22 protein-coding genes are annotated in these 23,964 nt (G+C 70.5%); 17 read left to right on the top strand and 5 right to left on the bottom strand.

What is annotated here, in order from left to right; genetic code table 11:
* Positions 1 to 4: 4 nt before the first annotated feature.
* The 10 genes from pdxT (at position 5) to ACZ7GJ_RS16970 (ending at position 10,759) form a co-directional block, all read left to right on the top strand.
* Entirely contained in the window at positions 5 to 598 is a 594-nt protein-coding gene (gene pdxT / locus ACZ7GJ_RS17015; RefSeq protein ID WP_470752403.1) for a pyridoxal 5'-phosphate synthase glutaminase subunit PdxT, read from the top strand.
* A 57-nt stretch (positions 599 to 655) separates the two neighbouring features.
* Positions 656 to 1,408, top strand: a complete 753-nt coding sequence (locus ACZ7GJ_RS17010) for a YebC/PmpR family DNA-binding transcriptional regulator (protein WP_361765845.1) — start codon at positions 656 to 658, stop codon at positions 1,406 to 1,408.
* Between the two features lie 128 nt (positions 1,409 to 1,536).
* On the top strand, positions 1,537 to 2,067 hold the full coding sequence (gene ruvC, locus ACZ7GJ_RS17005; protein ID WP_470752402.1) for a crossover junction endodeoxyribonuclease RuvC: 531 nt from the start codon (positions 1,537 to 1,539) through the stop codon (positions 2,065 to 2,067).
* On the top strand, positions 2,064 to 2,693 hold the full coding sequence (gene ruvA, locus ACZ7GJ_RS17000) for a Holliday junction branch migration protein RuvA (protein ID WP_470752401.1): 630 nt from the start codon (positions 2,064 to 2,066) through the stop codon (positions 2,691 to 2,693). The genes ruvC and ruvA overlap by 4 nt, the downstream gene beginning before the upstream one ends.
* A 185-nt stretch (positions 2,694 to 2,878) precedes the next feature.
* Positions 2,879 to 3,952 carry a Holliday junction branch migration DNA helicase RuvB gene (ruvB, locus tag ACZ7GJ_RS16995; RefSeq protein WP_470752399.1) on the top strand — a complete coding sequence of 358 codons (1,074 nt, stop codon included), beginning with the start codon at positions 2,879 to 2,881 and terminating at the stop codon, positions 3,950 to 3,952.
* Positions 3,953 to 4,116: 164 nt separating this feature from the next.
* Positions 4,117 to 4,593 carry a preprotein translocase subunit YajC gene (gene yajC / locus ACZ7GJ_RS16990; protein ID WP_470752398.1) on the top strand — a complete coding sequence of 159 codons (477 nt, stop codon included), beginning with the start codon at positions 4,117 to 4,119 and terminating at the stop codon, positions 4,591 to 4,593.
* Positions 4,594 to 4,746: 153 nt separating this feature from the next.
* Positions 4,747 to 6,549 carry a protein translocase subunit SecD gene (gene secD, locus ACZ7GJ_RS16985; RefSeq protein WP_470752396.1) on the top strand — a complete coding sequence of 601 codons (1,803 nt, stop codon included), beginning with the start codon at positions 4,747 to 4,749 and terminating at the stop codon, positions 6,547 to 6,549.
* A 3-nt stretch (positions 6,550 to 6,552) separates the two neighbouring features.
* The gene (gene secF / locus ACZ7GJ_RS16980) at positions 6,553 to 7,605 is read left to right on the top strand and encodes a protein translocase subunit SecF (RefSeq protein WP_470752395.1); all 1,053 of its coding nucleotides are present in this window, start codon (positions 6,553 to 6,555) and stop codon (positions 7,603 to 7,605) included.
* Positions 7,602 to 8,156: an adenine phosphoribosyltransferase gene (locus tag ACZ7GJ_RS16975; protein WP_470752394.1), complete on the top strand. Its 555-nt coding sequence runs from the start codon at positions 7,602 to 7,604 to the stop codon at positions 8,154 to 8,156. Before secF ends, ACZ7GJ_RS16975 begins: the two co-directional genes overlap by 4 nt.
* A 179-nt stretch (positions 8,157 to 8,335) precedes the next feature.
* Positions 8,336 to 10,759, top strand: a complete 2,424-nt coding sequence (locus tag ACZ7GJ_RS16970; RefSeq protein WP_470752393.1) for a RelA/SpoT family protein — start codon at positions 8,336 to 8,338, stop codon at positions 10,757 to 10,759.
* Between the two features lie 82 nt (positions 10,760 to 10,841).
* Here ACZ7GJ_RS16970 and ACZ7GJ_RS16965 read toward each other — a convergent pair whose 3' ends face one another.
* From ACZ7GJ_RS16965 to ACZ7GJ_RS16955, 3 genes are all read right to left on the bottom strand, one after another.
* Positions 10,842 to 12,002 carry a glycosyltransferase family 39 protein gene (locus tag ACZ7GJ_RS16965; protein WP_470752391.1) on the bottom strand — a complete coding sequence of 387 codons (1,161 nt, stop codon included), beginning with the start codon at positions 12,000 to 12,002 and terminating at the stop codon, positions 10,842 to 10,844.
* A 260-nt stretch (positions 12,003 to 12,262) separates the two neighbouring features.
* On the bottom strand, positions 12,263 to 13,492 hold the full coding sequence (locus tag ACZ7GJ_RS16960) for a DUF349 domain-containing protein (protein WP_470752389.1): 1,230 nt from the start codon (positions 13,490 to 13,492) through the stop codon (positions 12,263 to 12,265).
* 189 nt (positions 13,493 to 13,681) lie between these two features.
* Entirely contained in the window at positions 13,682 to 14,464 is a 783-nt protein-coding gene (locus ACZ7GJ_RS16955; RefSeq protein ID WP_470752387.1) for a peptidylprolyl isomerase, read from the bottom strand.
* Positions 14,465 to 14,628: 164 nt separating this feature from the next.
* On the opposite strand from ACZ7GJ_RS16955, the gene ACZ7GJ_RS16950 reads away from it, so the two are divergent.
* The 5 genes from ACZ7GJ_RS16950 (at position 14,629) to ACZ7GJ_RS16930 (ending at position 19,537) form a co-directional block, all read left to right on the top strand.
* Entirely contained in the window at positions 14,629 to 15,351 is a 723-nt protein-coding gene (locus ACZ7GJ_RS16950; protein WP_365918248.1) for an MBL fold metallo-hydrolase, read from the top strand.
* Positions 15,352 to 15,361: 10 nt separating this feature from the next.
* Positions 15,362 to 16,621 (top strand): histidine--tRNA ligase, encoded by a 1,260-nt coding sequence (gene hisS / locus ACZ7GJ_RS16945; protein ID WP_470752386.1) that lies wholly within the window; start codon positions 15,362 to 15,364, stop codon positions 16,619 to 16,621.
* Between the two features lie 152 nt (positions 16,622 to 16,773).
* Complete coding sequence (locus ACZ7GJ_RS16940) at positions 16,774 to 17,391, top strand: vitamin K epoxide reductase family protein (RefSeq protein ID WP_470752385.1); 618 nt, start codon at positions 16,774 to 16,776, stop codon at positions 17,389 to 17,391.
* Positions 17,392 to 17,435: 44 nt separating this feature from the next.
* Positions 17,436 to 18,788 (top strand): replication-associated recombination protein A, encoded by a 1,353-nt coding sequence (locus ACZ7GJ_RS16935; protein ID WP_470752384.1) that lies wholly within the window; start codon positions 17,436 to 17,438, stop codon positions 18,786 to 18,788.
* A gap of 35 nt (positions 18,789 to 18,823) precedes the next feature.
* Complete coding sequence (locus tag ACZ7GJ_RS16930; RefSeq protein ID WP_470752381.1) at positions 18,824 to 19,537, top strand: HNH endonuclease family protein; 714 nt, start codon at positions 18,824 to 18,826, stop codon at positions 19,535 to 19,537.
* 10 nt (positions 19,538 to 19,547) lie between these two features.
* Here the strand turns inward: ACZ7GJ_RS16930 and ACZ7GJ_RS16925 are convergent, their stop codons facing one another.
* Entirely contained in the window at positions 19,548 to 20,237 is a 690-nt protein-coding gene (locus ACZ7GJ_RS16925) for a DUF2470 domain-containing protein (RefSeq protein WP_470752379.1), read from the bottom strand.
* A 295-nt stretch (positions 20,238 to 20,532) separates the two neighbouring features.
* Here ACZ7GJ_RS16925 and rpsD point away from each other — a divergent pair, with 295 nt between their 5' ends.
* Positions 20,533 to 21,144: a 30S ribosomal protein S4 gene (gene rpsD, locus ACZ7GJ_RS16920; protein ID WP_008740451.1), complete on the top strand. Its 612-nt coding sequence runs from the start codon at positions 20,533 to 20,535 to the stop codon at positions 21,142 to 21,144.
* A 30-nt stretch (positions 21,145 to 21,174) separates the two neighbouring features.
* Here rpsD and ACZ7GJ_RS16915 read toward each other — a convergent pair whose 3' ends face one another.
* A complete protein-coding gene (locus tag ACZ7GJ_RS16915) occupies positions 21,175 to 23,385 on the bottom strand; it encodes an ATP-binding protein (RefSeq protein WP_470752377.1) in 2,211 nt (736 codons plus the stop codon).
* Positions 23,386 to 23,532: 147 nt separating this feature from the next.
* Between ACZ7GJ_RS16915 and ACZ7GJ_RS16910 the strand changes: the two genes are divergently transcribed.
* Positions 23,533 to 23,961, top strand: a complete 429-nt coding sequence (locus tag ACZ7GJ_RS16910) for a DUF948 domain-containing protein (protein WP_470752375.1) — start codon at positions 23,533 to 23,535, stop codon at positions 23,959 to 23,961.
* Positions 23,962 to 23,964 lie beyond the last annotated feature (3 nt).

Raw genomic sequence — 23,964 nt, 5'->3', positions numbered from 1 at the left:
GGTCATGACTAACACCCCCGTGATCGGTGTCCTGGCTCTCCAGGGCGACGTCCGGGAGCACCTGATCGCCCTGGCCGCGGCGGACGCCGTGGCCAGGCCGGTCCGGCGTCCCGAGGAGCTCGCCGAGATCGACGCCCTGGTGATCCCGGGCGGCGAGTCCACGACCATGTCGAAGCTCGCCGTGCTGTTCGGCATGCTGGAGCCGCTGCGCGAGCGCGTACGGGCCGGGATGCCGGTCTACGGCACCTGCGCCGGCATGATCATGCTCGCCGACAAGCTCCTGGACGGGCGTGAGGACCAGGAGACGCTCGGCGGGATCGACATGATCGTCCGCCGCAACGCCTTCGGCCGCCAGAACGAATCCTTCGAAGCGAAGATCGACTTCGCGGGCATAGCGGGCGGCCCCGTCGAGGGCGTCTTCATCCGCGCCCCGTGGGTCGAGTCGGTCGGCGCCGCCGCCGAGGTGCTCGCCACGTACGACGGCCACACGGTCGCCGTGCGCCAGGGCAACGTCCTCGCCACCTCGTTCCACCCCGAGCTGACGGGTGACGATCGGGTCCACGCGTACTTCGTCGACATGGTGCGCGCGGGGCTGTAACGCCGTCCCGGTAGGATCTGAGGCGAACATTGTTGGTGACGCGAAGGAGACAGGCAGATGTCCGGCCACTCTAAATGGGCTACGACGAAGCACAAGAAGGCCGTGGTTGACGCCAAGCGCGGCAAGCTCTTCGCGAAGCTGATCAAGAACATCGAGGTCGCGGCCCGTATGGGCGGCGCCGACGTCGATGGCAACCCGACGCTCTTCGACGCCATCCAGAAGGCCAAGAAGAGCTCGGTCCCGAACAAGAACATCGACTCCGCGGTCAAGCGCGGCGGCGGCCTGGAGGCCGGCGGCGCCGACTACGAGACGATCATGTACGAGGGCTACGGTCCGAACGGCGTCGCGGTGCTCATCGAGTGCCTCACCGACAACCGCAACCGTGCCGCGTCCGACGTGCGCGTCGCCATGACCCGCAACGGCGGTTCGATGGCCGACCCGGGCTCGGTCTCGTACCTGTTCAACCGCAAGGGCGTCGTGCTCCTGCCCAAGGGCGAGCTCTCCGAGGACGACGTCCTGGAGACCGTGCTGGAGGCGGGCGCCGAAGAGGTCAACGACCTCGGCGAGAGCTTCGAGATCATCAGCGAGGCCACCGACATGGTCGCGGTCCGCACCGCGCTCCAGGAGGCGGGCATCGACTACGACTCGGCCGACTCCAACTTCCTGCCGACCATGCAGGTCGAGCTGGACGAAGAGGGCGCGCGCAAGATCTTCAAGCTGATCGACGCGCTGGAGGACAGCGACGACGTGCAGAACGTCTTCGCCAACTTCGACGTCTCGGACGAGGTCATGGAGAAGGTCGACGCCTGATCAGGGCGCTGATTTCGACGGGCCGGCAGGGGACACACCCTGTCGGCCCGTCGCTTTGTCAGTGGCGCCGGATAGCCTGCACCGGACGGACCGGATCGGACAGGCGAGCGAGGGACCAGGGGTGGAGCGTGCGCGTTCTCGGTGTTGACCCGGGACTGACCCGATGCGGTGTCGGCGTCGTCGAAGGTGTCGCCGGCCGCCCCCTGACCATGCTCGGGGTGGGTGTCGTACGCACGCCCGCCGATGCGGAGTTGGGTCACCGGCTCGTCGCCATCGAGCGGGGCATCGAGGAATGGCTCGATGCGCACCGGCCCGAAGTCGTCGCCGTGGAGCGGGTCTTCAGCCAGCACAACGTCAGCACCGTGATGGGCACGGCCCAGGCCAGTGCCGTCGCCATGCTGTGCGCCGCCAGGCGCGGGATACCGGTCGCCCTGCACACCCCCAGTGAGGTCAAGGCCGCCGTCACCGGCAGCGGCCGGGCCGACAAGGCGCAGGTCGGGGCGATGGTCACCCGGCTGCTGCGGCTCGACGCCCCGCCCAAGCCCGCCGACGCGGCCGACGCCCTCGCGCTCGCCATCTGCCACATCTGGCGGGCCCCCGCCCAGAACCGCCTCCAGCAGGCGGTGGCCCTGCACGCCTCGAAAGGCCGTACCCGATGATCGCCTTCGTCAGCGGCCCAGTCGCCGCACTCGCCCCCACCCTGGCCGTCATCGAGGTCGGGGGAGTGGGCATGGCCGTGCACTGCACGCCGAACACGATCGCCGGCCTGCGGATCGGGCAGGACGCCAAGCTCGCGACCTCGCTCGTCGTACGGGAGGACTCGCTGACGCTGTACGGCTTCGCGGACGACGACGAGCGGCAGGTCTTCGAGCTGCTCCAGACCGCCAGCGGGGTCGGGCCGAGGCTGGCCCAGGCGATGCTCGGGGTGCACAGCCCGGACGCGCTGCGGCTCGCCGTCTCGACGGGGGACGAGAAGTCCCTCACGGCCGTCCCCGGCATCGGCAAGAAGGGTGCACAGAAGCTCCTGCTGGAGCTCAAGGACAAGCTGGGGGCCCCGCTCGGCTCCAGCGGGCTGGTGGGGGCGCAGCGGGCCGCGGCGTCGGGTCCTGCGCCGTGGACCGAGCAGCTGGCCGCGGCGCTGATCGGGCTCGGCTATGCCTCCCGCGAGGCGGACGAGGCCGTCTCGGCGGTGACGCCGCAGGCCGAGGCCGCCATCGCCGCCGGCGGCCCGGCGCCCGTCCCCCAACTCCTCCGAGCGGCCCTCCAGTCCCTGAACCGCCGCTGACCGCTGGGGCTCCGCCCCAGACCCCGCGCCTCGATCACCGGCGGGGCTGGATCCTGCCCGATCCCGCCCGCCAGGTGCGGCTGGACTGCCCGCAGGGCAGGTTCAGCCCCGCCGGCGATTGAGGCGCGGGTCCGGGCAGCGCCCGGGAAACACCACCGCGCACACCGATAAGGCAGAGTGACACCGTGAACTGGGACGACGAGACCACCGACGTCGAGGCCGAGCGGCTCGTCGCGGCCGCCGCCGACGGCGAGGACACCGCCGTCGAGGCGGCCCTGCGCCCCAAGGACCTCGGCGAGTTCGTCGGCCAGGAGAAGGTGCGCCAGCAGCTGGACCTCGTCCTCAAGGCGGCCCGCCAGCGCGGCGCCACCGCCGACCACGTCCTGCTCTCCGGAGCCCCCGGCCTCGGCAAGACCACCCTGTCCATGATCATCGCAGCCGAGATGGGCGCCCCGATCCGGATCACCTCCGGCCCCGCCATCCAGCACGCGGGCGACCTCGCCGCCATCCTCTCCTCGCTCCAGGAGGGCGAGGTCCTCTTCCTCGACGAGATCCACCGCATGTCCCGGCCCGCCGAGGAGATGCTCTACATGGCCATGGAGGACTTCCGGGTCGACGTGATCGTCGGCAAGGGCCCCGGCGCCACCGCGATCCCGCTGGAGCTGCCGCCCTTCACCCTGGTCGGGGCGACGACCCGGGCCGGCCTCCTGCCCCCGCCGCTGCGCGACCGCTTCGGCTTCACCGGCCACATGGAGTTCTACGCCCCCGAGGAGCTGGAACGCGTCATCCACCGCTCCGCCCGCCTCCTCGACGTCGAGATCGACACCGCCGGCGCCGCCGAGATCGCCGGCCGCTCCCGCGGCACCCCGCGCATCGCCAACCGCCTGCTGCGCCGCGTCCGCGACTACGCCCAGGTGCGGGCCGACGGGGTGATCACCCGCGAGGTCGCCGGCACCGCCCTGCAGGTCTACGAGGTGGACGCCCGCGGCCTCGACCGGCTGGACCGGGCCGTGCTGGAGGCGCTGCTCAAGCTCTTCGGCGGCGGACCCGTCGGCCTGTCGACCCTCGCCGTCGCCGTCGGCGAGGAGCGCGAGACCGTGGAGGAGGTGGCCGAGCCGTTCCTCGTACGGGAGGGACTGCTCGCCCGTACCCCCCGCGGGCGGGTCGCGACACCCGCCGCATGGGCTCACCTGGGACTTGTCCCGCCGCAGCACTCCGGGGGCGGTTCCGGGCGGCAACAGGGCTTGTTCGGGGGTTGACGGCGCGGAGGTTCGCTCCGTCAGGAACTGCGGTGACATGCTGGGCGTTGTTCCATCGGTGCGGACTCGCCTAGACTCCGCCGATGCCGACCCTTCAGGTCGGCGTGCCCACCCCCGTAGAAAAAGGCCGTCTCCAGTGCGGTCGTGCGAAGGATCTCCGTCCCGTGGATATTGTGACGCTCCTCCCGTTCATCGTGCTCATCGGGGCGATGTTCCTGATGACCCGTTCCGCGAAGAAGAAGCAGCAGGCGGCCGCGCAGATGCGCGACCAGATGACGCCCGGCACCGGCGTCCGCACCATCGGCGGCATGTACGCCACGGTGAAGGAGATCGGTGAGGACACGGTCACCCTCGAAATCGCTCCCGGCGTCCACGCGATGTTCGCGAAGAACGCCATCGGCGCCGTCCTTGAGGACGAGGAGTACAACCGCATCGTCCACGGCGCGACCGATGATCTGACGATCGACACGCCGGTCGTCCCCGACGACGCGTCCTCCCTGACCGAGGCCCCGAAGGCGGACCTGGCGAAGGACGAGGACGAGGCTCCCAAGCTCGACCTGGGCAAGAAGGACGAGGGTGACAGCCCCGAGGCCGAGAAGCCGGGCGACGGCAAGGCAGACGGCGAGCCCGGCGCGAAGTAGCGCCCGGTAGGGGATCGCGGAGGCGCCGGACCGGCAGCCGCCGCGGTCCCCGGATGTGACACTTCTGCGGGGGGCAGGGGTCCCCACCACACATTTCGTGGCCGTCCGCGCGCTGACCCGGCGCGGGACGGTTGGACAGGGAGATACGACAAGGTGGCAGCACCGAAGAAGGGCCGGCGGCCCACGGGGGCTCAGGGGAGGCCGGGGCGCGCCCTGGCTTTGATCCTGATCGCGATGGTGGCGCTCACCGCGGGGATGTTCCTCACTGGTCAGACGACCCCCCGGCTCGGCATCGACCTCGCGGGCGGTACGAGCATCACGCTCAAGGCCAAGAGCGAACCCGGCAAAGAGAGCGCCGTCAACGAGACCAACATGAACACGGCGGTCGGCATCATCGAGCGCCGCGTCAACGGTCTCGGCGTGTCGGAGGCCGAGGTTCAGACCCAGGGCCGCGATCACATCATCGTGAACATTCCCAAGGGAATGAACGAGCAGCAGGCGCGCGAGCAGGTCGGTACCACCGCCCAGCTGTACTTCCGCCCGGTCCTCGCCGTGGCGGACGGCGCCCCGATCGCCCCCGAGACCACGCCGAGCGGCTCCCCGAGCCCCTCCGCGAGCGGTTCCGGCACCCCCAAGACGGAGGACGGCAAGTCCAGCCCGTCGGCCACCCCGTCGTCCAGCGCCACTTCCCAGGGCCGTGCGCTCAGCGAGGCCCTCAAGGCCCCGAGCACCCCCACTCCCACGCCTTCGGCGGGCGAGTCGAAGAAGGCAGACGACAGCAAGGCTCCGACCCCGTCCGCGCCCCCGGCCAACCCCGAGACGGCCGCCGCCGACCTGCAGGCGAAGTTCGCCACGCTGGACTGCAGCAACGAGGCCCAGCGCAGCGCCGTCAGCAAGAACGTCAAGCCCGAGGACCCGACGCTCGCCTGTGGCAAGCGCGGCGACGCCTGGGCGAAGTGGGTCCTCGGCCCGGCCTCGGTCAACGGCCAGGACGTCAAGGACGCCAAGGGCGTCATCGACCCGCAGCGCGGCATGTGGATCGTCACGATGCAGTTCACCGACAAGGGCGCCGACAAGTTCGCCAAGATCACCGGTGAGCTCGCGGCCAAGCAGTCCCCGCAGAACCAGTTCGCGATCGTCCTCGACGGCGAGGTCATCTCCGACCCGTCCGTCAGCCAGGCGCTCACCGGCGGCAACGCGGAGATCTCCGGCGGCTTCAACCAGCAGTCCGCGCAGGACCTGGGCAACATGCTCTCGTACGGCGCGCTGCCGCTGTCCTTCCAGGAGGACAGCGTCACCACCGTCACCGCCGCGCTCGGCGGCGAGCAGCTGAAGGCCGGCCTGATCGCCGGTGCCATCGGCCTCCTGCTGGTCGTGATCTACCTGCTGGTCTACTACCGGGGCCTGGCGTTCATCGCCATCGTCAGCCTCCTGGTGTCCGCGATCCTCACGTACACGATCATGGCGCTGCTCGGTAAGGGCATCGGCTTCGCGCTGAACCTGCCCGCCGTCTGCGGCGCGATCGTGGCGATCGGTATCACCGCCGACTCGTTCATCGTGTACTTCGAGCGCATCCGCGACGAGATCCGCGAGGGCCGCACCCTGCGTCCGGCCGTCGAGCGCGCCTGGCCGCGTGCCCGACGCACCATCCTGGTCTCCGACTTCGTGTCGTTCCTGGCGGCCGCGGTGCTCTTCATCGTCACCGTCGGCAAGGTGCAGGGCTTCGCCTTCACCCTGGGTCTGACCACCCTGCTCGACGTGGTCGTGGTGTTCCTCTTCACCAAGCCGGTCATGACGCTGCTGGCCCGTACGAAGTTCTTCTCCAGCGGTCACCCGTGGTCCGGACTGGACCCGAAGCGACTGGGCGCCCAGCCGCCGCTGCGACGCTCGCGTCGTACCGGCTCCGGCGCGACCGCCGCGACCATCGAAGCTCCCGTCGACGCAAAGGAGGCGTGAGGGATGTCGAAGCTCGGAGATCTCGGCGCCAAGCTGTACCGAGGTGAGGTCGGTTACGACTTCGTCGGCAAGCGTTTCGTCTGGTACGGCGTTTCCATACTGATCACCATCACGGCGATCGTGGCCCTGGCCGTTCAGGGCCTCAACATGGGCATCGAGTTCAAGGGCGGTGCCGTCTTCACCACCCCGAAGACGGCCGTCTCCGTCGCCAAGGCGACCGAGGACGCGGAAGAGGCCTCCGGCCACGACGCGATCGTCCAGGAGCTCGGCACGGGCGGTCTGCGCATCCAGATCTCGGGTCTGGACACCGCAGCCGCGGCCGATGTGAAGGCCAAGCTCGCCACCGACCTCAAGGTCGACGCGGCTCAGATCAACGCGGACCTGGTCGGCCCGAGCTGGGGCGAGCAGATCGCGAACAAGGCCTGGACCGGCCTCGGCGTGTTCATGGTCCTCGTGGTGATCTACCTCGCGATCGCCTTCGAGTGGCGGATGGCCATCGCGGCGCTCATCGCGCTGATCCACGACCTCACGATCACGGTCGGCGTGTACGCGCTGGTCGGCTTCGAGGTCACCCCGGGTACGGTCATCGGTCTGCTGACGATCCTCGGTTACTCCCTCTACGACACCGTCGTCGTCTTCGACGGTCTCAAGGAGGGCTCGAAGGACATCACCAAGCAGACCCGCTGGACGTTCAGCGAGATCGCCAACCGCAGCATCAACGCGACGCTGGTCCGCTCGATCAACACCACCGTCGTGGCGCTGCTCCCGGTCGGGGCCCTGCTCTTCATCGGCGGCGGCTTCCTGGGCGCCGGCATGCTGAACGACATCTCCCTGTCGCTGTTCGTCGGCCTCGCCGCCGGTGCGTACTCCTCGATCTTCATCGCGACCCCGCTGGTCGTGGACCTCAAGGAGCGCGAGCCGGCCATGAAGGCGCTGAAGAAGCGGGTGCTCGCCAAGCGGGCGTCCGCCTCGTCGAAGGGCGAGTCCGTGCAGGACGGCCCCGCCGACGACGCGCCGCAGGTCGTCGCGCAGGGCCGGCCGGGACGGCGCCGATGACGGCGCCGCTGTCCACCGAGGCGCGCGAGCTGCTGCTCAGCCGGATCAAGGACGTACCGGACTACCCGAAGCCGGGGGTGATGTTCAAGGACATCACCCCGCTGCTGGCCGACCCGAAGGCGTTCGCCGCGCTGACGGACGCGCTGGTGGAGCTGGCCGGACGGTACGGGGCGACGAAGATCGTCGGCCTGGAGGCGCGGGGATTCATCCTGGCGGCTCCGGTCGCCGTCCAGGCGGGCATCGGCTTCGTCCCGGTCCGCAAGGCAGGAAAGCTGCCCGGCGCGACGCTCGCCCAGACCTACGACCTGGAGTACGGGTCCGCGGAGATCGAGGTCCACGCGGAGGACCTGGCCGCCGGTGACAAGGTCATGGTCATCGACGACGTCCTGGCCACCGGCGGTACCGCCGGCGCCTCGCTGGAGCTGATCCGGCGGGCCGGGGCCGAGGTCGCCGGGGTCGCGGTCCTGATGGAGCTGTCGTTCCTGCCGGGCCGTGAACGGCTGGACGGCGCCCTTGCGGGCGCCCCGCTGGACGCGCTCATCGTGGTCTGAGCACCGTATCGCCGAAGCGGCGGGCACCCGGGACCTCCCGGGTGCCCGCCGCTCGCGCGTACGGCGGGCGTTCCTGCGGCGTCTCGGCGGGTGGGCGGCGGGGAACGGGGTGACGGAACCCTCGCTACCATTGGATATCCGGACCTGACCGGGGCACCGGATCCTCTTGAGGAGCGCTCTTGCCAGACGAGGTCCAGCCAATCTCCGCCGCGCAGCCCGACCCGCAGGCCGAGCAGGCCGCGGCGGCCGCCGCCACGCCCCCGCCGGCTCCGCCGGTCAAGCCCGTGACCGCGAAGTCGGCCGGGTCCTCCAACCGGGTGCGCGCCCGGCTCGCCCGCCTCGGTGCGCAGCGTTCGAACCCGTACAACCCGGTACTGGAACCCCTGCTCCGTATAGTCCGCAGCAACGACCCGAAGATCGAGACGGCGACCCTGCGCCAGATCGAGCAGGCGTACCAGGTCGCGGAGCGCTGGCACCGCGGTCAGAAGCGCAAGAGCGGCGACCCGTACATCACCCATCCGCTCGCGGTGACCACGATCCTCGCCGAGCTGGGCATGGACCCCGCCACTCTGATGGCCGGTCTGCTGCACGACACCGTCGAGGACACCGAGTACGGGCTGGAGGACCTGCGACGCGACTTCGGCGACGCGGTCGCCCTGCTCGTCGACGGCGTCACCAAGCTCGACCGGGTCAAGTTCGGCGAGGCCGCCCAGGCCGAGACCGTCCGCAAGATGGTCGTCGCCATGGCCAAGGACCCCAGGGTCCTGGTCATCAAGCTCGCCGACCGCCTGCACAACATGCGCACCATGCGCTACCTCAAGCGGGAGAAGCAGGAGAAGAAGGCCCGCGAGACGCTTGAGATCTACGCCCCGCTGGCGCACCGCCTGGGCATGAACACCATCAAGTGGGAGCTGGAGGACCTCGCCTTCGCGATCCTCTACCCCAAGATGTACGACGAGATCGTCCGGCTGGTGGCCGAGCGCGCCCCCAAGCGGGACGAGTACCTCGCCGTCGTCACGGACGAGGTGCAGACCGACCTCAGAGCCGCCCGCATCAAGGCCACCGTCACCGGCCGGCCCAAGCACTACTACAGCGTCTACCAGAAGATGATCGTCCGCGGCCGCGACTTCGCGGAGATCTACGACCTGGTGGGCATCCGAGTCCTCGTCGACACCGTACGGGACTGCTACGCGGCCCTCGGCACGGTGCACGCGCGGTGGAATCCGGTCCCCGGCCGGTTCAAGGACTACATCGCGATGCCCAAGTTCAACATGTACCAGTCGCTCCACACGACGGTCATCGGACCCAGCGGCAAGCCGGTCGAACTCCAGATCCGCACCTTCGACATGCACCGCCGCGCCGAGTACGGCATCGCCGCGCACTGGAAGTACAAGCAGCAGACCGTCGCCGGCGCCTCCAAGGTCCGCACCGACGTCCCGCAGGCCGCCAAGGGCAGCGCGGGCCAGGACACGGTCAACGACATGGCCTGGCTGCGCCAGTTGCTCGACTGGCAGAAGGAGACCGAGGACCCGGGCGAGTTCCTCGACTCGCTGCGCTTCGACCTCTCCCAGAACGAGGTCTTCGTCTTCACCCCCAAGGGCGACGTCATAGCGCTGCCGGCCGGGGCCACCCCCGTCGACTTCGCGTACGCCGTCCACACCGAGGTCGGCCACCGCACCATAGGGGCGCGGGTCAACGGGCGGCTCGTACCGCTCGAATCGACCCTCGACAACGGCGACCTGGTCGAGGTCTTCACCTCCAAGGCCGAGGGCGCCGGGCCCTCCCGCGACTGGCTGGGCTTCGTCAAGTCCCCGCGGGCCCGCAACAAGATCCGCGCCTGGTTCTCCAAGGAGCGCCGCGACGAGGCCATCGAGCACGGCAAGGACGCCATCGCGCGGGCCATGCGCAAGCAGAACCTGCCGATCCAGCGCATCCTGACCGGCGACTCGCTCGTCACCCTGGCGCACGAGATGCGCTACCCGGACATCTCCTCGCTCTACGCGGCGATCGGCGAGGGCCACGTGGCCGCGCAGGGCGTCGTACAGAAGCTGGTGCAGGCACTCGGCGGCGAGGAAGCGGCCAACGAGGACATCGAGGAGAGCATCCCGCCGGTCCGCGGCCGCAGCAAGCGCCGCAACAACGCCGACCCGGGCGTGGTCGTCAAGGGCGTCGACGACGTATGGGTCAAGCTGGCCCGCTGCTGCACGCCGGTGCCCGGCGACCCGATCATCGGGTTCGTCACGCGGGGCAGTGGCGTATCGGTTCACCGCGCGGACTGCGTGAACGTCGACTCGCTCTCCCAGCAGCCCGAGCGGATGCTGGAGGTCGAGTGGGCCCCGACCCAGTCGTCCGTCTTCCTGGTCGCCATCCAGGTCGAGGCGCTGGACCGGTCCCGGCTGCTGTCGGACGTCACCCGCGTCCTGTCGGACCAGCACGTGAACATCCTGTCGGCCGCCGTGCAGACCTCCCGCGACCGGGTGGCCACCTCCCGGTTCACCTTCGAGATGGGTGACCCGAAGCACCTGGGGCACGTCCTGAAGGCCGTACGGGGCGTCGAGGGCGTCTACGACGTGTACCGGGTGACCTCGGCCCGCCGGCCGTAGCCCCGGAGCCGCATACGACTGTGGGCGCCACCCCCTCGGGGGTGGCGCCCACAGTCGTAAGGTCAGGTGGCGACCGGCGGGATCAGGGGCAGCCCCACCAGACGAAGTTGAGGTTGCCGCCGAACAGGGCGGACACGAGCGTCGCGGATCCGATGATCCAGATCACCGTGCTCTTGCGGGCCCGGGCGAGGGCCAGCGCGAAGGGGAAGAGCAGCGGGAAGGCCAGCATCAGGAAGCGCATCTTCGAGAAGTAGAAGCCAGCGCCGCCCAGGGCGATCAGGACGCACATCGCGGTGTAGATCCAGACCACCATCGGGGGCCGGCGTCTGCGCGTCATCAGGACGAACAGGACCACGGCCGTGCAGACCGTGAGCGAGACCGTCACGTGGTTGAGGGTGGTGTGCACCTCGGTGAAGGTCTTCTTCAGGTTGCGGGCGGTGTCCCACCCGCCGTCGAAGACCGAACCCCACCGGCGCTGGAGCTCGAAGTACCCGTCCCAGCGGCCGAAGTGGTAGCCGACGTAGCCGACGTAACCGAACCAGCCCAGCGGGGCGATCGCGACGGCCGTCAGCATCCGGCCCACCGGCGGCCGCTTCTTGCGCTTCTTGCGGCGCCACTGGATGTACTCGAACAGCGCCGTCAGCACCACCGCCGCGACGATCGCCGAGCCCGACGGCCGCGTGGCACCCGCCAGGAACGCCAGCACCCCGGCCGTCAGCCAGGCACGCGACAGGACCGCGTACATCGCCCACGCGCTCAGCGCGAGGAAGAGCGGCTCCGTGTACGCCATCGACTGCACGAGCGCGGCGGGCACGATCGCGAACAGCGCGCAGGTGAAGAGCGCGACGCGCTTGCCGTAGATCTTGTCCGTGACCGCGAAGATGCCCCACGCCGCGATGACCGAGGCGAGGAGCGCGAGCCCCATCGCCACCCAGTTCATGGGCAGTCCGGTGACATACGACGTATACCGGATCAACATGGGGTAGACGGGGAAGAACGCCATCTGGCAGCCTGGCCCGGCGGACGCGCAGGGCGACGGCGTCGACATCGGGGTGGTCAGGCCGCTCTCGGCGATGTGCAGGTAGTAGACCGCGTCCCAGCGTCCGCCGAGGATCTCCAGGGGCCGCACATCCTTGCGCTCCGACCAGACCGCCATGGTGAGCAGTCCGGTGGCGCGCAGCGCGATGTGGAGCAGCAGTGCCTTCTTGGCCCGCTCCAGGTTGGCGAGCAGGCTCCGTCCCATGCCGCGCAGACCGGAGTCGCGTTTGGTGACGACGGGAGGGGGTACGGAAAGCGTGTCTGGGACACCCGCGCGTATTTGGGTATGCGTCACATTCAATCCTGGTAGTCGCCCTGAACGATCAGCCGCCACCTGCGGCACCGTACAACGGTACACAGGTGCAGGGTGCTCCCAGTGCGCAGCCTGTGTTGAAAGCGGGTAACAAATCGAGTGGGCATCACCCGATCCTCCGGTGATGCCCACTCGGTTCAGCGCACGGGGCGTCAGCCGCCGAACTCCTCCAGGCCCTTAAGTGCCTGGTCCAGCAGCGCCTGGCGGCCCTCAAGCTCGCGGGCCAGCTTGTCGGCCTTCGCGTTGTTGCCCGTGGCGCGCGCGGCGTCGATCTGCTCGCGCAGCTTGTCGACCGCGGCCTGAAGCTGACCCGTCAGACCGGCCGCACGGGCCCGCGCCTCCGGGTTGGTGCGGCGCCACTCGCCCTCCTCGGCCTCCTGGATCGCCCGCTCCACGGAGTGCATCCGGCCCTCGACCTTGGGACGCGCGTCCCGCGGTACGTGACCGATGGCCTCCCAGCGCTCGTTGAGGGAGCGGAAGGCGGCGCGGGCCGCCTTCAGGTCGGTGATCGGGACGAGCTTCTCGGCCTCGTCGGCCAGCTGCTCCTTCAGCTTCAGGTTCTCGTCCTGCTCCGCGTCGCGCTCGGCGAAGACCTCGCTGCGGGCCGCGAAGAACACGTCCTGCGCACCGCGGAAACGGTTCCACAGGTCGTCCTCGGACTCGCGCTGCGCGCGGCCCGCCGCCTTCCAGTCCGTCATCAGCTCGCGGTAGCGGGCCGCCGTCGGACCCCAGTCCGTCGACTTCGACAGCGACTCGGCCTCCGCGACCAGCTTCTCCTTCACCTTGCGCGCGTCCTCGCGCTGCGCGTCGAGCGAGGCGAAGTGCGCCTTGCGGCGCTTGGAGAAGGCGGAGCGGGCGTGCGAGAAGCGGTGCCACAGCTCGTCGTCCGACTTGCGGTCGAGGCGCGGCAGACCCTTCCAGATGTCGACCAGCGCACGCAGCCGCTCGCCGGCGCTGCGCCACTGGTCGCTCTGCGCCAGCTGCTCGGCCTCGACGACCAGCGCGTCCTTGGCCGCACGGGCCTCGTCCGTCTGCTTGGCCTTCTGGACCTTGCGCTCCTCGCGCCGCGAGTCGACGGTCGTCACGAGCTTGTCCAGCCGGACGCGCAGGGCGTCGAGGTCGCCGACGGCGTGGTGCTCGTCCACCTGCGTGCGCAGGTGGTCGATCGCCGTCTGAGCGTCCTTGGCCGAAAGGTCGGTCGTCCGCACCCGTCGTTCGAGGAGGCCGATCTCGACCACAATGCCCTCGTACTTGCGCTCGAAGTAGGCCAGGGCCTCCTCCGGCGTGCCGGCCTGCCACGAACCGACGACCTTCTCGCCATCGGCAGTACGCACGTACACGGTGCCGGTCTCGTCGACTCGGCCCCACGGGTCGCTGCTCACAGCGCCTCCTCCACCTGATGCCTCCGAGGGGGTTCGCCCCCCTGGGCATCGTCCACAGTTTCCTGGGGCGGGCAGCGCCCGCCCTGCACAACGCAAACATAGGCGACCGCCGGGCCGGCTGTCCGCATCCCGCACGACGGAATATCGCCGTACGGGCGGGACGCCGGCCGGTGCGGGCCGCGGCGTCCGTCAGTTCTTGGTGACGGTGCCCTGCTCGATGGTGACCGGGGTCTTGGGGGCCCCGTCCTGGCCGCCGTCGGCCGTGCCGGCCTTGGCGACCTCTTCGAGGACCTTCAGGCCGGCCGCGTCGATCTTGCCGAACGGCGTGTACGACGGGGCCAGCGGGCTGTCCTTGTAGACGAGGAAGAACTGGCTGCCGCCCGAGCCGGGCTGGCCGGTGTTCGCCATCGCCACGGTGCCCGCCGGGTAGACCACCTGTCCCTGGTCGTTCGGCTTGCCCAGGGAGTCGAGGTTCTCGTCGGCGATGGTGTAGCCGGGGCCGCCCATGCCGGTGCCCTCGGGGTCGCCGCACTGGAGCACGAAGATGCCGGAGCTGGTCAGGCGGTGGCACTTGGTGTTGTCGAAGAACTTCTTGTCGGCGAGCGACTTGAACGAGTTGACCGTCTGCGGGGTCTTCGCCGCGTCCATCTCGAACTTGACGTCGCCCGCGCTGGTCTTCAGCGCGAAGGTGTACTTCGCCTTGTCGTCGATCGCCATCGCGGGCGAGGGCGACTGCTTGGGCGTCGGCTGCGCCGACGGGTTCGCGGCCGGGTCGGCCGCCTTGTCCTTCTTGTCCTTGTCGAACACTCCGCCGACCACGAGGCCGACCAGCGTCGCGACCACGACGGCCACCGCGGCGCCGATCACGGCCATGCGCCGGCGCGTCTTCTGACGGGCCTCGGCCCGGCGCTTCTGCTGGCGCTCGTACTTTTCCCTGGCGAGCTGTCGTCGCCGCTGATCGCTCGTGACCACCGGGTCGTCTCCTTGTGCGTCTCTGGTACCGCTGTCCGGGCTGGGCTAGGGCGTACCGTATATGGGTTCGCTGTGTGATGAGCGGCGCCGGTAGGCTCTGAGCAGCAGCATTCCGATCCAGGGCCGCTGCCGATGCTCCCGCCGGACGACGATTGAGGACGAACGTGCTGATTGCCGGGTTCCCCGCCGGGGCCTGGGGGACCAACTGCTATGTGGTCGCCCCCGCCGCCGGTGAGGAGTGCGTCATCATCGACCCGGGCCACCAGGCCGCCCAGGGTGTCGAGGAGACGCTGAAGAAGCATCGGCTCAAGCCCGTCGCGGTCGTCCTCACCCACGGCCACATCGATCATGTGGCCTCCGTGGTCCCGGTGTGCGGAGCACACGACGTACCGGCCTGGATCCACCCCGAGGACCGCTACATGATGAGCGACCCGGAGAAGGCCCTCGGGCGCTCCATCGGGATGCCGCTCATGGGAGAGCTGACCGTGGGCGAGCCGGACGACGTCCGCGAGCTCACCGACGGCGCCGCCCTGAAACTGGCGGGCATGGACTTCTCGGTGGCGCACGCGCCCGGGCATACGAAGGGGTCGGTGACCTTCCGGATGCCCGAGCTGGCCGACATCCCGCCGGTCTTCTTCTCGGGCGACCTGCTCTTCGCCGGCTCCATCGGACGCACCGACCTGCCCGGCGGCTCCCACGCCGAGATCCTCCAGTCGCTGGCCCGCGTGTGCCTGCCGCTCGACGACTCGACCGTGGTGCTGTCCGGCCACGGTCCCCAGACCACCATCGGCCGCGAACGCGTGACCAACCCGTACCTTCGGGAAGTCGCCGCGGGCCTGGGAGCGAACCCCAGTGGTGCCGCGCCCGCTCCACGACGAGGAATGTGACGAGAGTTTCGTGAGTACTTTTCAGGCCCCCAAGGGCACGTACGACCTGCTGCCGCCCCGCTCCGCCACCTTCCTGGCGGTGCGCGAGGCGATCTCGGCACCCTTGAAGAACTCCGGCTACGGGTACGTCGAGACCCCCGGCTTCGAGAACGTCGAGCTGTTCTCCCGCGGTGTCGGCGAGTCCACCGACATCGTCAGCAAGGAGATGTACACCCTCACCACGAAGGGCGGCGACCAGCTGGCGCTGCGCCCCGAGGGCACCGCCTCCGTGCTCCGCGCGGCGCTCCAGGGCAACCTGCACAAGCTCGGCGGCCTGCCCGTCAAGCTCTGGTACTCCGGCTCGTACTACCGCTACGAGCGGGCGCAGGCGGGCCGCTACCGCCACTTCTCGCAGGTCGGGGCCGAGGCCATCGGTGCCGAGGACCCGGCGCTGGACGCCGAGCTGATCATCCTGGCCGACCAGGCGTACCGCACGCTCGGCCTGCGCAACTTCCGCATCCTGCTGAACTCGCTGGGCGACAAGGAGTGCCGGCCGGTGTACCGGGAGGCCCTCCAGGCCTTCCTGCGCGGGCTGGACCTGGACGAGGACACCGTCCGCCGCGCCGAGATCAACCCGCTGCGCGTGCTCGACGACAAGCGGGAGTCCGTCCAGAAGCAGCTGGTCGGCGCACCCATGCTGCGCGACTACCTGTGCGACGCGTGCAAGGCATACCACGAGGAGGTGCGGGCGCTGGTGACGGCGGCCGGCGTCGCCTTCGAGGACGACGAGAAGCTCGTGCGCGGCCTCGACTACTACACCCGGACCACCTTCGAGTTCGTCCACGACGGTCTGGGCTCGCAGTCGGCGGTCGGCGGCGGCGGCCGCTACGACGGCCTGTCCGAGATGATCGGCGGGCCGGCGCTGCCCTCCGTGGGCTGGGCGCTGGGCGTGGACCGCACGGTGCTCGCACTGGAGGCGGAGGGCGTCGCGCTGGACATCCCGGCGGCCACGTCCGTGTTCGCGGTGGCCCTGGGCGACGCGAAGCCGACCCTGTTCGGGCTGGTGACGGAGCTGCGGCGAGCCGGTGTCGCGGCGGACATCTCGTACGGGGGCAAGGGACTCAAGGGTGCGATGAAGGACGCGAACCGCAGCGGGGCCCGGTTCGCCGTGGTCGCGGGCGACCGCGATCTGGCCGAGGGCGTGGTCCAGCTCAAGGACATGGAGTCCGGCGAGCAGACCTCCGTGGCCGTCGCCGAACTGGTCGCCACGGTCCGGGCCCGCCTGGCCTGACGGCAGCCGATCCGAGGGGCGGGGTCCGGGGCGCGAGCCCCGGGCCCCGCCTCCTTCGTCCCCCTCCTTTATCCCCACCGAACGGTGGGCGGTCGGCCCCGTACGGCACAATGGCCCCTGCTTGTTGACCTTGCAGATGTGGAGCGGGCGGTATGACGACACGAGGCACTGACGCAGACACCGCCGCACCGCGGACCGTCGGCGGCAGCCGGGCCCTGGCCCTGCTGCTCGTGATCACGGGAGCCGCGGGCCTGCTCGCCGCCTGGGTGATCACGATCGACAAGTTCAAGCTGCTGGAGGACCCGAACTTCACGCCGGGCTGCAGCCTGAACCCGATCGTCTCCTGCGGCAACATCATGAAGAGCGACCAGGCGTCCGCCTTCGGTTTCCCGAACCCGATGCTGGGGCTGGTCGCCTACGGGATCGTGATCTGCGTCGGCATGAGCCTGCTGTCCGGGGCCCGGTTCCGCCGCTGGTACTGGCTGACCCTGAACGCGGGCACCCTCTTCGGCGTCGTCTTCTGCGCCTGGCTGATGTACCAGTCGCTGTACAACATCAACTCGCTGTGCCTGTGGTGCTGCCTGGCCTGGGTCGCCACCATCGTCATGTTCTGGTACGTGACCTCGCACAACGTGCGGGGCGGGCTGCTGCCCGCGCCGGGCTGGCTGCGGGCCTTCTTCGACGAGTTCGCGTGGGTGCTGCCCGTCCTGCACATCGGGATCATCGGGATGCTGATCCTGACCCGCTGGTGGGACTTCTGGACCTCCTGAGCGGCCCGGGCGGGACTGTCGGCGGGCTCGCATAGGCTTCCTGTGTGGAACCAGACCTCTTCACCGCCGCCGCCGAAGACCGCCAGGAGAAGGACCCCTCGACTTCCCCGCTCGCCGTCCGGATGCGCCCGCGCACCCTCGACGAGGTCGTCGGCCAGCAGCACCTGCTGAAGCCTGGCTCGCCGCTGCGGCGGCTGGTGGGCGAGGGCTCCGGGGGTCCGGCCGGCGCCTCGTCGGTGATCCTGTGGGGTCCGCCGGGCATCGGCAAGACCACCCTCGCGTATGTGGTGAGCCAGGCGACGCAGAAGCGGTTCGTGGAACTGTCCGCGATCACCGCCGGCGTCAAGGAGGTACGGGCCGTCATCGAGGGCGCCCGGCGCGCGGCCGGCGGGTACGGCAAGGAGACCGTCCTCTTCCTCGACGAGATCCACCGCTTCAGCAAGGCGCAGCAGGACTCGCTGCTCCCGGCGGTCGAGAACCGCTGGGTGACGCTGATCGCGGCGACCACGGAGAACCCGTACTTCTCGATCATCTCCCCGCTGCTGTCGCGCTCGCTGCTGCTGACGCTGGAACCGCTGACGGACGGGGACCTGAGCGCGCTCATGCGCCGGGCGCTGACGGAGGAGCGGGGGCTGGGCGGGGCCGTGACCCTGCCCGCCGATGCCGAGGCGCACCTGCTGCGGATCGCCGGCGGCGACGCGCGGCGGGCGCTGACGGCGCTGGAGGCGGGCGCCGGATCCGCGATCGCCAAGGGCGAGGACGAGATCACCCTCCAGACGGTGGAGGAGGCGGTCGACCGGGCGGCGGTCAAGTACGACCGGGACGGCGACCAGCACTACGACGTGGCGAGCGCGCTCATCAAGTCGATCCGCGGCTCGGACGTGGACGCCGCGCTGCACTACCTCGCGCGGATGATCGAGGCGGGCGAGGACCCGCGGTTCATCGCGCGCCGCCTGATGATCTCGGCGAGCGAGGACATCGGCCTGGCGGACCCCACCGCCCTGCCGATCGCCGTGGCGGCGGCGCAGGCGGTGGCGATGATCGGCTTCCCGGAGGCCGCCCTGACCCTTTCGCACGCCACCATCGCGCTGGCGCTGGCCCCGAAGTCGAACACCGCCACGACCGCGATCGGCGCGGCGCTGGCCGACGTCCGGGCGGGGCTGGCGGGTTCCGTGCCGGCGCACCTGCGGGACGGGCACTACAAGGGCGCGGCGAAGCTGGGGCACGCGGTCGGGTACGTGTACCCGCACGACGTGCCGGGCGCCATCGCCGCGCAGCAGTACGCGCCGGACGAGATCCACGGCAAGCGGTACTACGAGCCGACGCGGTACGGCGCCGAGGCCCGCTATGCGGACGTGGTGGAGAAGGTCCGGGAACGCCTCCGCGGCGGCGCCTGACCGCGGAGCCGTGTCGACCCCCCTAGGCTCCGGGCATGGGAATGCGTGCTGCCTGCGCCGGAGCCGTCGCGGCCGTGCTGCTGCTCGGCGGGTGCCATCACGGTGACGCCGGGACGGCCCGGGCCAGCGCCGCGGCCCTGGTGGCGCAGGTGCCGCTCGCCGGGCCCGGGTTCCCGCCGGACGCGCGCACGGCCGGGGCCCGGCTGGCGGGGTTGAAGGTCGAGTGGGGCAAGAACTGGGAGACGTACAAGCGCGAGAGCTTCGGCCGGTACTGGTCCGACGAGACCGACGCCGTCGGCGGGCGCAACGGGTGCGACACCCGGGACGACGTACTGCGCCGGGACCTCAGGGAACTGCGCGAGGGCGACCGCAACCCCTGCGTGGTGGTCTCCGGAGTGCTGCACGATCCGTACACGGGCAAGGAACTGCCCTATTACTACCGGCGGGCCTCGCAGATCCAGACCGACCACGTCGTCGCCCTCGGCGCCGCCTGGCGCGGTGGCGCGTACGCCTGGACGCCGCAGCGGCGGCTGGAGTACGCCAACGACCTCGACGTCCTGCTCGCCGTGGACAAGCAGACCAACTACGACAAGAGCAGCAAGACCGCGGACAAGTGGAAGCCGCCGCTCAAGTCGTTCTGGTGCGAGTACGCGCGGCGCTACACCGGGATCAAGGCCAAGTACGGGCTGTCGGTGACCCCGCCCGAGAAGGAAGCGCTCCAGCAGATGCTGGCTACCTGCCCCGTCTAGGCGTACGGCCCTAGTACGAGGCCGCGGAGAAGAGGGTGTGCATCGCGCGGCGCAGTCCGCAGATGTCCGCCACCGGCTCCGGGAAGTCGAAGCGGGCGTCGAAGGAGCCCGCCGGGCCGCCGGTGAAGCGCACGCGCAGCCCGAGGCGGTCCAGGGCGAGCGGAACGGCGGTCATGCCGGCGGCCTCCCGAGAGCCGAGCAGGACGCACAGCTCGTCGAGCCGGTCGCCGTGGGCCGTGTGCAGGTGCTGGAGCAGCTCGCTCTCGTGCGCCACCATCGGGTCCGGATCCGCGGCGGCCAGGTCCACCGGGTCCACGTGCTCGGCGCCCCACAGGTCGTCCACCGAGATCTCGCCGACCTCCAGGCGCAGCAGCGTCCAGGCCGGGCGGCCCTCGTACGGATCGCCGTACGGGACGTCGAGGGGCTCGGCCATGCCCAGCAGTTCGCCCATCGGGTGCCGCTCCGCGAGCAGGGCGGCGCAGGCCGCGCGGTCATCGCCGCGTACCGGCGTCAGCCACCCGGCCAGCCATGCGCGGCCTCGGATACGATGGGGCACGGACACCGGCGCCACATCCGTGATCTCGATCACGGCGGTGAGGTCGTCGTCCTGGGCGTGAGCGGCTGCCCTGGCAGCCGCGGATTCCCCTGACACCAGGAGAATCACGTCCCCGTCCGGGGTGACGGTCCGCGCGACCGGCATCCCTGTCCCGAACTCTCCCTGGTCAAGAGACTGCACCTGGTCACGAGCACCCGGCAGCGTGAGGGATACTGAGGCGTTGGACTCTACGAGGGTTCGTACGCGTTCGGCTCCGGTGAGCTGCCGAACGCCTTCCCTGGGACGCGGCTGACCTTGCCTATCGTCGTCGAAAGCAGATCCTGTTTCGTTTGGATCTGAACTTCGATGCGCACTGGGCAGGGGGATCCCATGTGGTCGAGACATTACGTCCTCCTCGCTAAGGTAAGCCTCACCTAACTTACATGGAGGTAGGTTCCCCGTGAACCAGAAGCGACCCAAGGTCAAGAAGTCGCGTGCCCTCGGCATTGCGCTGACCCCGAAGGCCGTCAAGTACTTCGAGGCCCGCCCCTACCCGCCGGGCGAGCACGGCCGTGGCCGCAAGCAGAACTCGGACTACAAGGTTCGTCTGCTGGAGAAGCAGCGTCTGCGCGCTCAGTACGACATCTCTGAGCGTCAGATGGCCCGCGCGTACGACCGCGCCAAGAAGGCCGAAGGCAAGACGGGCGAGGCGCTGGTCGTCGAGCTCGAGCGTCGCCTCGACGCCCTGGTTCTGCGTTCGGGCATCGCCCGCACCATCTACCAGGCCCGCCAGATGGTCGTTCACGGCCACATCGAGGTCAACGGCGACAAGGTCGACAAGCCGTCGTTCCGTGTCCGTCCGGACGACGTCATCACCGTGCGCGAGCGCAGCCGCGAGAAGGTTCCGTTCCAGGTTGCCCGTGAGGGTGGCTACGCAGGCGAGGGCGAGACCCCCCGTTACCTGCAGGTCAACCTGAAGGCCCTGGCCTTCCGCCTGGACCGCGACCCGAACCGCAAGGAAATCCCGGTCATCTGCGACGAGCAGCTCGTCGTCGAGTACTACGCCCGCTGATTTTTCCGCGGACGTAGCCTCACAGGCTGGTCAGCCCGTCGGTTCCCCCTTGGGGGAGCCGGCGGGTTTCCTGTTTCCCGGGCGCCCCGCGGCAGGCCCGGACCCGGGTCCCGGCGTCGTTGTCGGGGTCGGCCCCGGCGTCGTACGGGGCCTCGGCAGCGGGGCCGGCGCGGGCACCGGTTCCGGCTCCCGCACCGCCCGTTCCACCAGCTCGTCCACCGACAGGGAACGCCCGTGCCGGGCGCAGGACGCGTACCGCTCGGCGCCCAGCAGCTCGCCCGCCCGCTCCTGGCACATCAGCCGCGGCGCGTTGAAGTAGCCCGAGCCGAACAGCTGCATCCCCACCCCGTCCCACATCGGCTCCGCCGCGCCCTGGAGCACCGCGGCCTCCGCCGGACGGCCCTCCGTGACGTTGACCAGCGCCAGCAGCTCCACCGCCAGCACCAGGCCCACCAGGTCCCGGAACGTGTGGTTCACGGTCACGCACTCCGCCAGCAGCCGGCGGGCCTCGGCCACGGCGCCCGAGTCGAGCGCCGCGTAGGCGAGGACGTACAGGGCGTACGCCTTCGTCCAGCGCTCCCCGCGCTCCTCGCAGATGTCCCGGACCTCCTCGCTCAGGGCGAGCGCGCCCGGCAGGTCCCCCTGGAAGGCCATTGCCATCGCCAGCTCCACCTGGCACATCAGCACGTTGCTGTTCAGCTCCCCGGCCGCCCGGTACCGGTCCAGCGCCGAGCGCAGCAGCTCGGCGGCGCGCGCCATGTCGTCGGAGATCAGCGCCAGGCACCCGAGCCGGTGCACGGAGTAGGCCGCCGCCACCGCGTTGCCGCTCCGCTCCGCCCCGTCCCGGCACTCGTACAGGGCGCTCATCGAGGCCACCGCGTCCCCCTGCAGGGCCGCCACGTAGCCGAGCACCCACAGCGCCTTCAGCCGCGAGCCCTCGTACTCCGGCTCCGCCAGGCCCCGGCCGCCCTCCAGGGTGCGCTCCAGCCAGTGCCGGCCCTCGGTGAGCCGGCCGCAGCCCGCCCAGTAGAACCACAGGGTGCCCGCCAGGTACCGGCCCAGGTGGACCTCCTCCGGCTCGTCCAGGCAGCACTCCAGCGCGAGCCGCAGGTTCGGCAGTTCCGCCTCCACCAGCGCGGCCACCTCCTGCTGCCGGGGGCTGAACCAGTCCAGCTCGCACCAGGTCGCCAGGCCCATGTACCAGTCCCGGTGCCGGCGCCGCAGCCGCCCCGCGTCGCCCAGCGCCTCCAGCCAGCCCGCGCCGTAGATCCGTACGGTCTCCAGCATCCGGTAGCGCATGCCCGTCGCGGTCTCCTCCCCGACCAGCAGGGACTGCGCGAGGAGTTCGCCGACCAGGTCCAGTACGGACTCCACCGGCAGGTCCGGGCCCGCGCACACGTACTCGGCGGCGTCGAGGTCGAACTGCCCGCCGAACACCGAGAGCCGAGCCCACAGCAGCCGCTCCTCGGCCGTGCACAGCTCGTGGCTCCAGCCGATCGCGGTACGCAGCGCCCGGTGCCGGGGGAGCACCCCGCGCGCCCCGCCCGTCAGCAGCGCGAAGCGGTCCTCCAGCCGGGTCAGCACCTGCGCGGCGGACAACGCCCGCAGCCGGCCCGCCGCCAGCTCCAGCGCCAGCGGCAGCCCGTCCAGCCGGGCGCACAGCTCGCCCAGCGCGGCGCGGTTCGCGTCGGTCACCGCGAAGCCGGGGTCGGCCGCCGAGGCGCGCGCGGCCAGCAGCTCCAGGGCCTCGGCCGGCTCCAGCGGGGCCAGCGGGAAGGCGAACTCCCCGTCCAGGGCCAGGGCCCGGCGGCCCGCAGCCAGCACCCGCAGGCCGGGGGAGCGCAGCAGCAGCTCCCGGACCAGCTCGGCGGTCTCCTCGACCAGCTGCTCGAACCCGTCGAGGACCAGCAGCAGCCGCCGCCCGGCCAGGTGCTCGGCCAGTACGGTCCGAGGCGGCCGGGTGGTGTGGTCGGTCAGCCCGAGGGCCTCGGCGAGGGTGAGCTCCAGCAGCGCCGGATCCCGTACGCCGGACAGCTCGGCCAGCCAGACGCCGTCGCAGTAGCGTTCCTGCGCGTCACGGGCCGCGGCGAGTGCCAGCCGGGACTTGCCCACCCCGCCCGCGCCGGTGACCGTGACCAACCGCGAGGACCCCAGCAGTCGCCCCAACTCCGCGAGTTCGCCACCCCGGCCGACGAAGCCGCCCAGCTCCGAGGGAAGATTGCCGTACGTCCTCTGTCGCATGGGACACGGAGGGTACTGGTCCGGATGCGCTGCGTACAAGGCGAGCCGGGCGGACCCGGAATTCCGGTACGGCCGGGGATCTCCGGCGCGATAGGGTCGGAGGACGACTTTTTCCGTGGATTTTCCAGGTGCAGGGAGCGGTGCAACGTGTCCGGTGGAGAGGTGGCCGGGATCCTCGTGGCCGTCTTCTGGGCCATCCTGGTCTCCTTCCTCGCCGTGGTGCTGGTGAGGCTGGCCCAGGTGCTCAAGGCGACCACCAAGCTGGTGGCCGACGTGACCGAACAGGCCGTCCCGCTGCTCGCGGACGCCTCCACCACCGTCCGCTCCGCGCGCACCCAGCTCGACCGGGTCGACGCCATCGCGAGCGACGTCCAGGAGGTCACCTCCAACGCCTCGGCCCTGTCCTCCACCGTGGCCTCCACCTTCGGCGGCCCGCTCGTCAAGGTCGCGGCCTTCGGCTACGGCGTCCGCAAGGCGCTGGGCCGTACGGACGAGGTGCCACCCAAGACATCCCGACGTAACGTGATCGTCGGCCGTACGGTGCCGGCCGCCAGGCGCCGGAAGCAGAAGGGCTGAGAC

The sequence above is a fragment of the Streptomyces sp. NPDC037242 genome (assembly GCF_055604165.1).
Note: the sequence above shows the minus strand (reverse complement) of the source record. Positions and strands in the feature narration are given on the sequence as shown.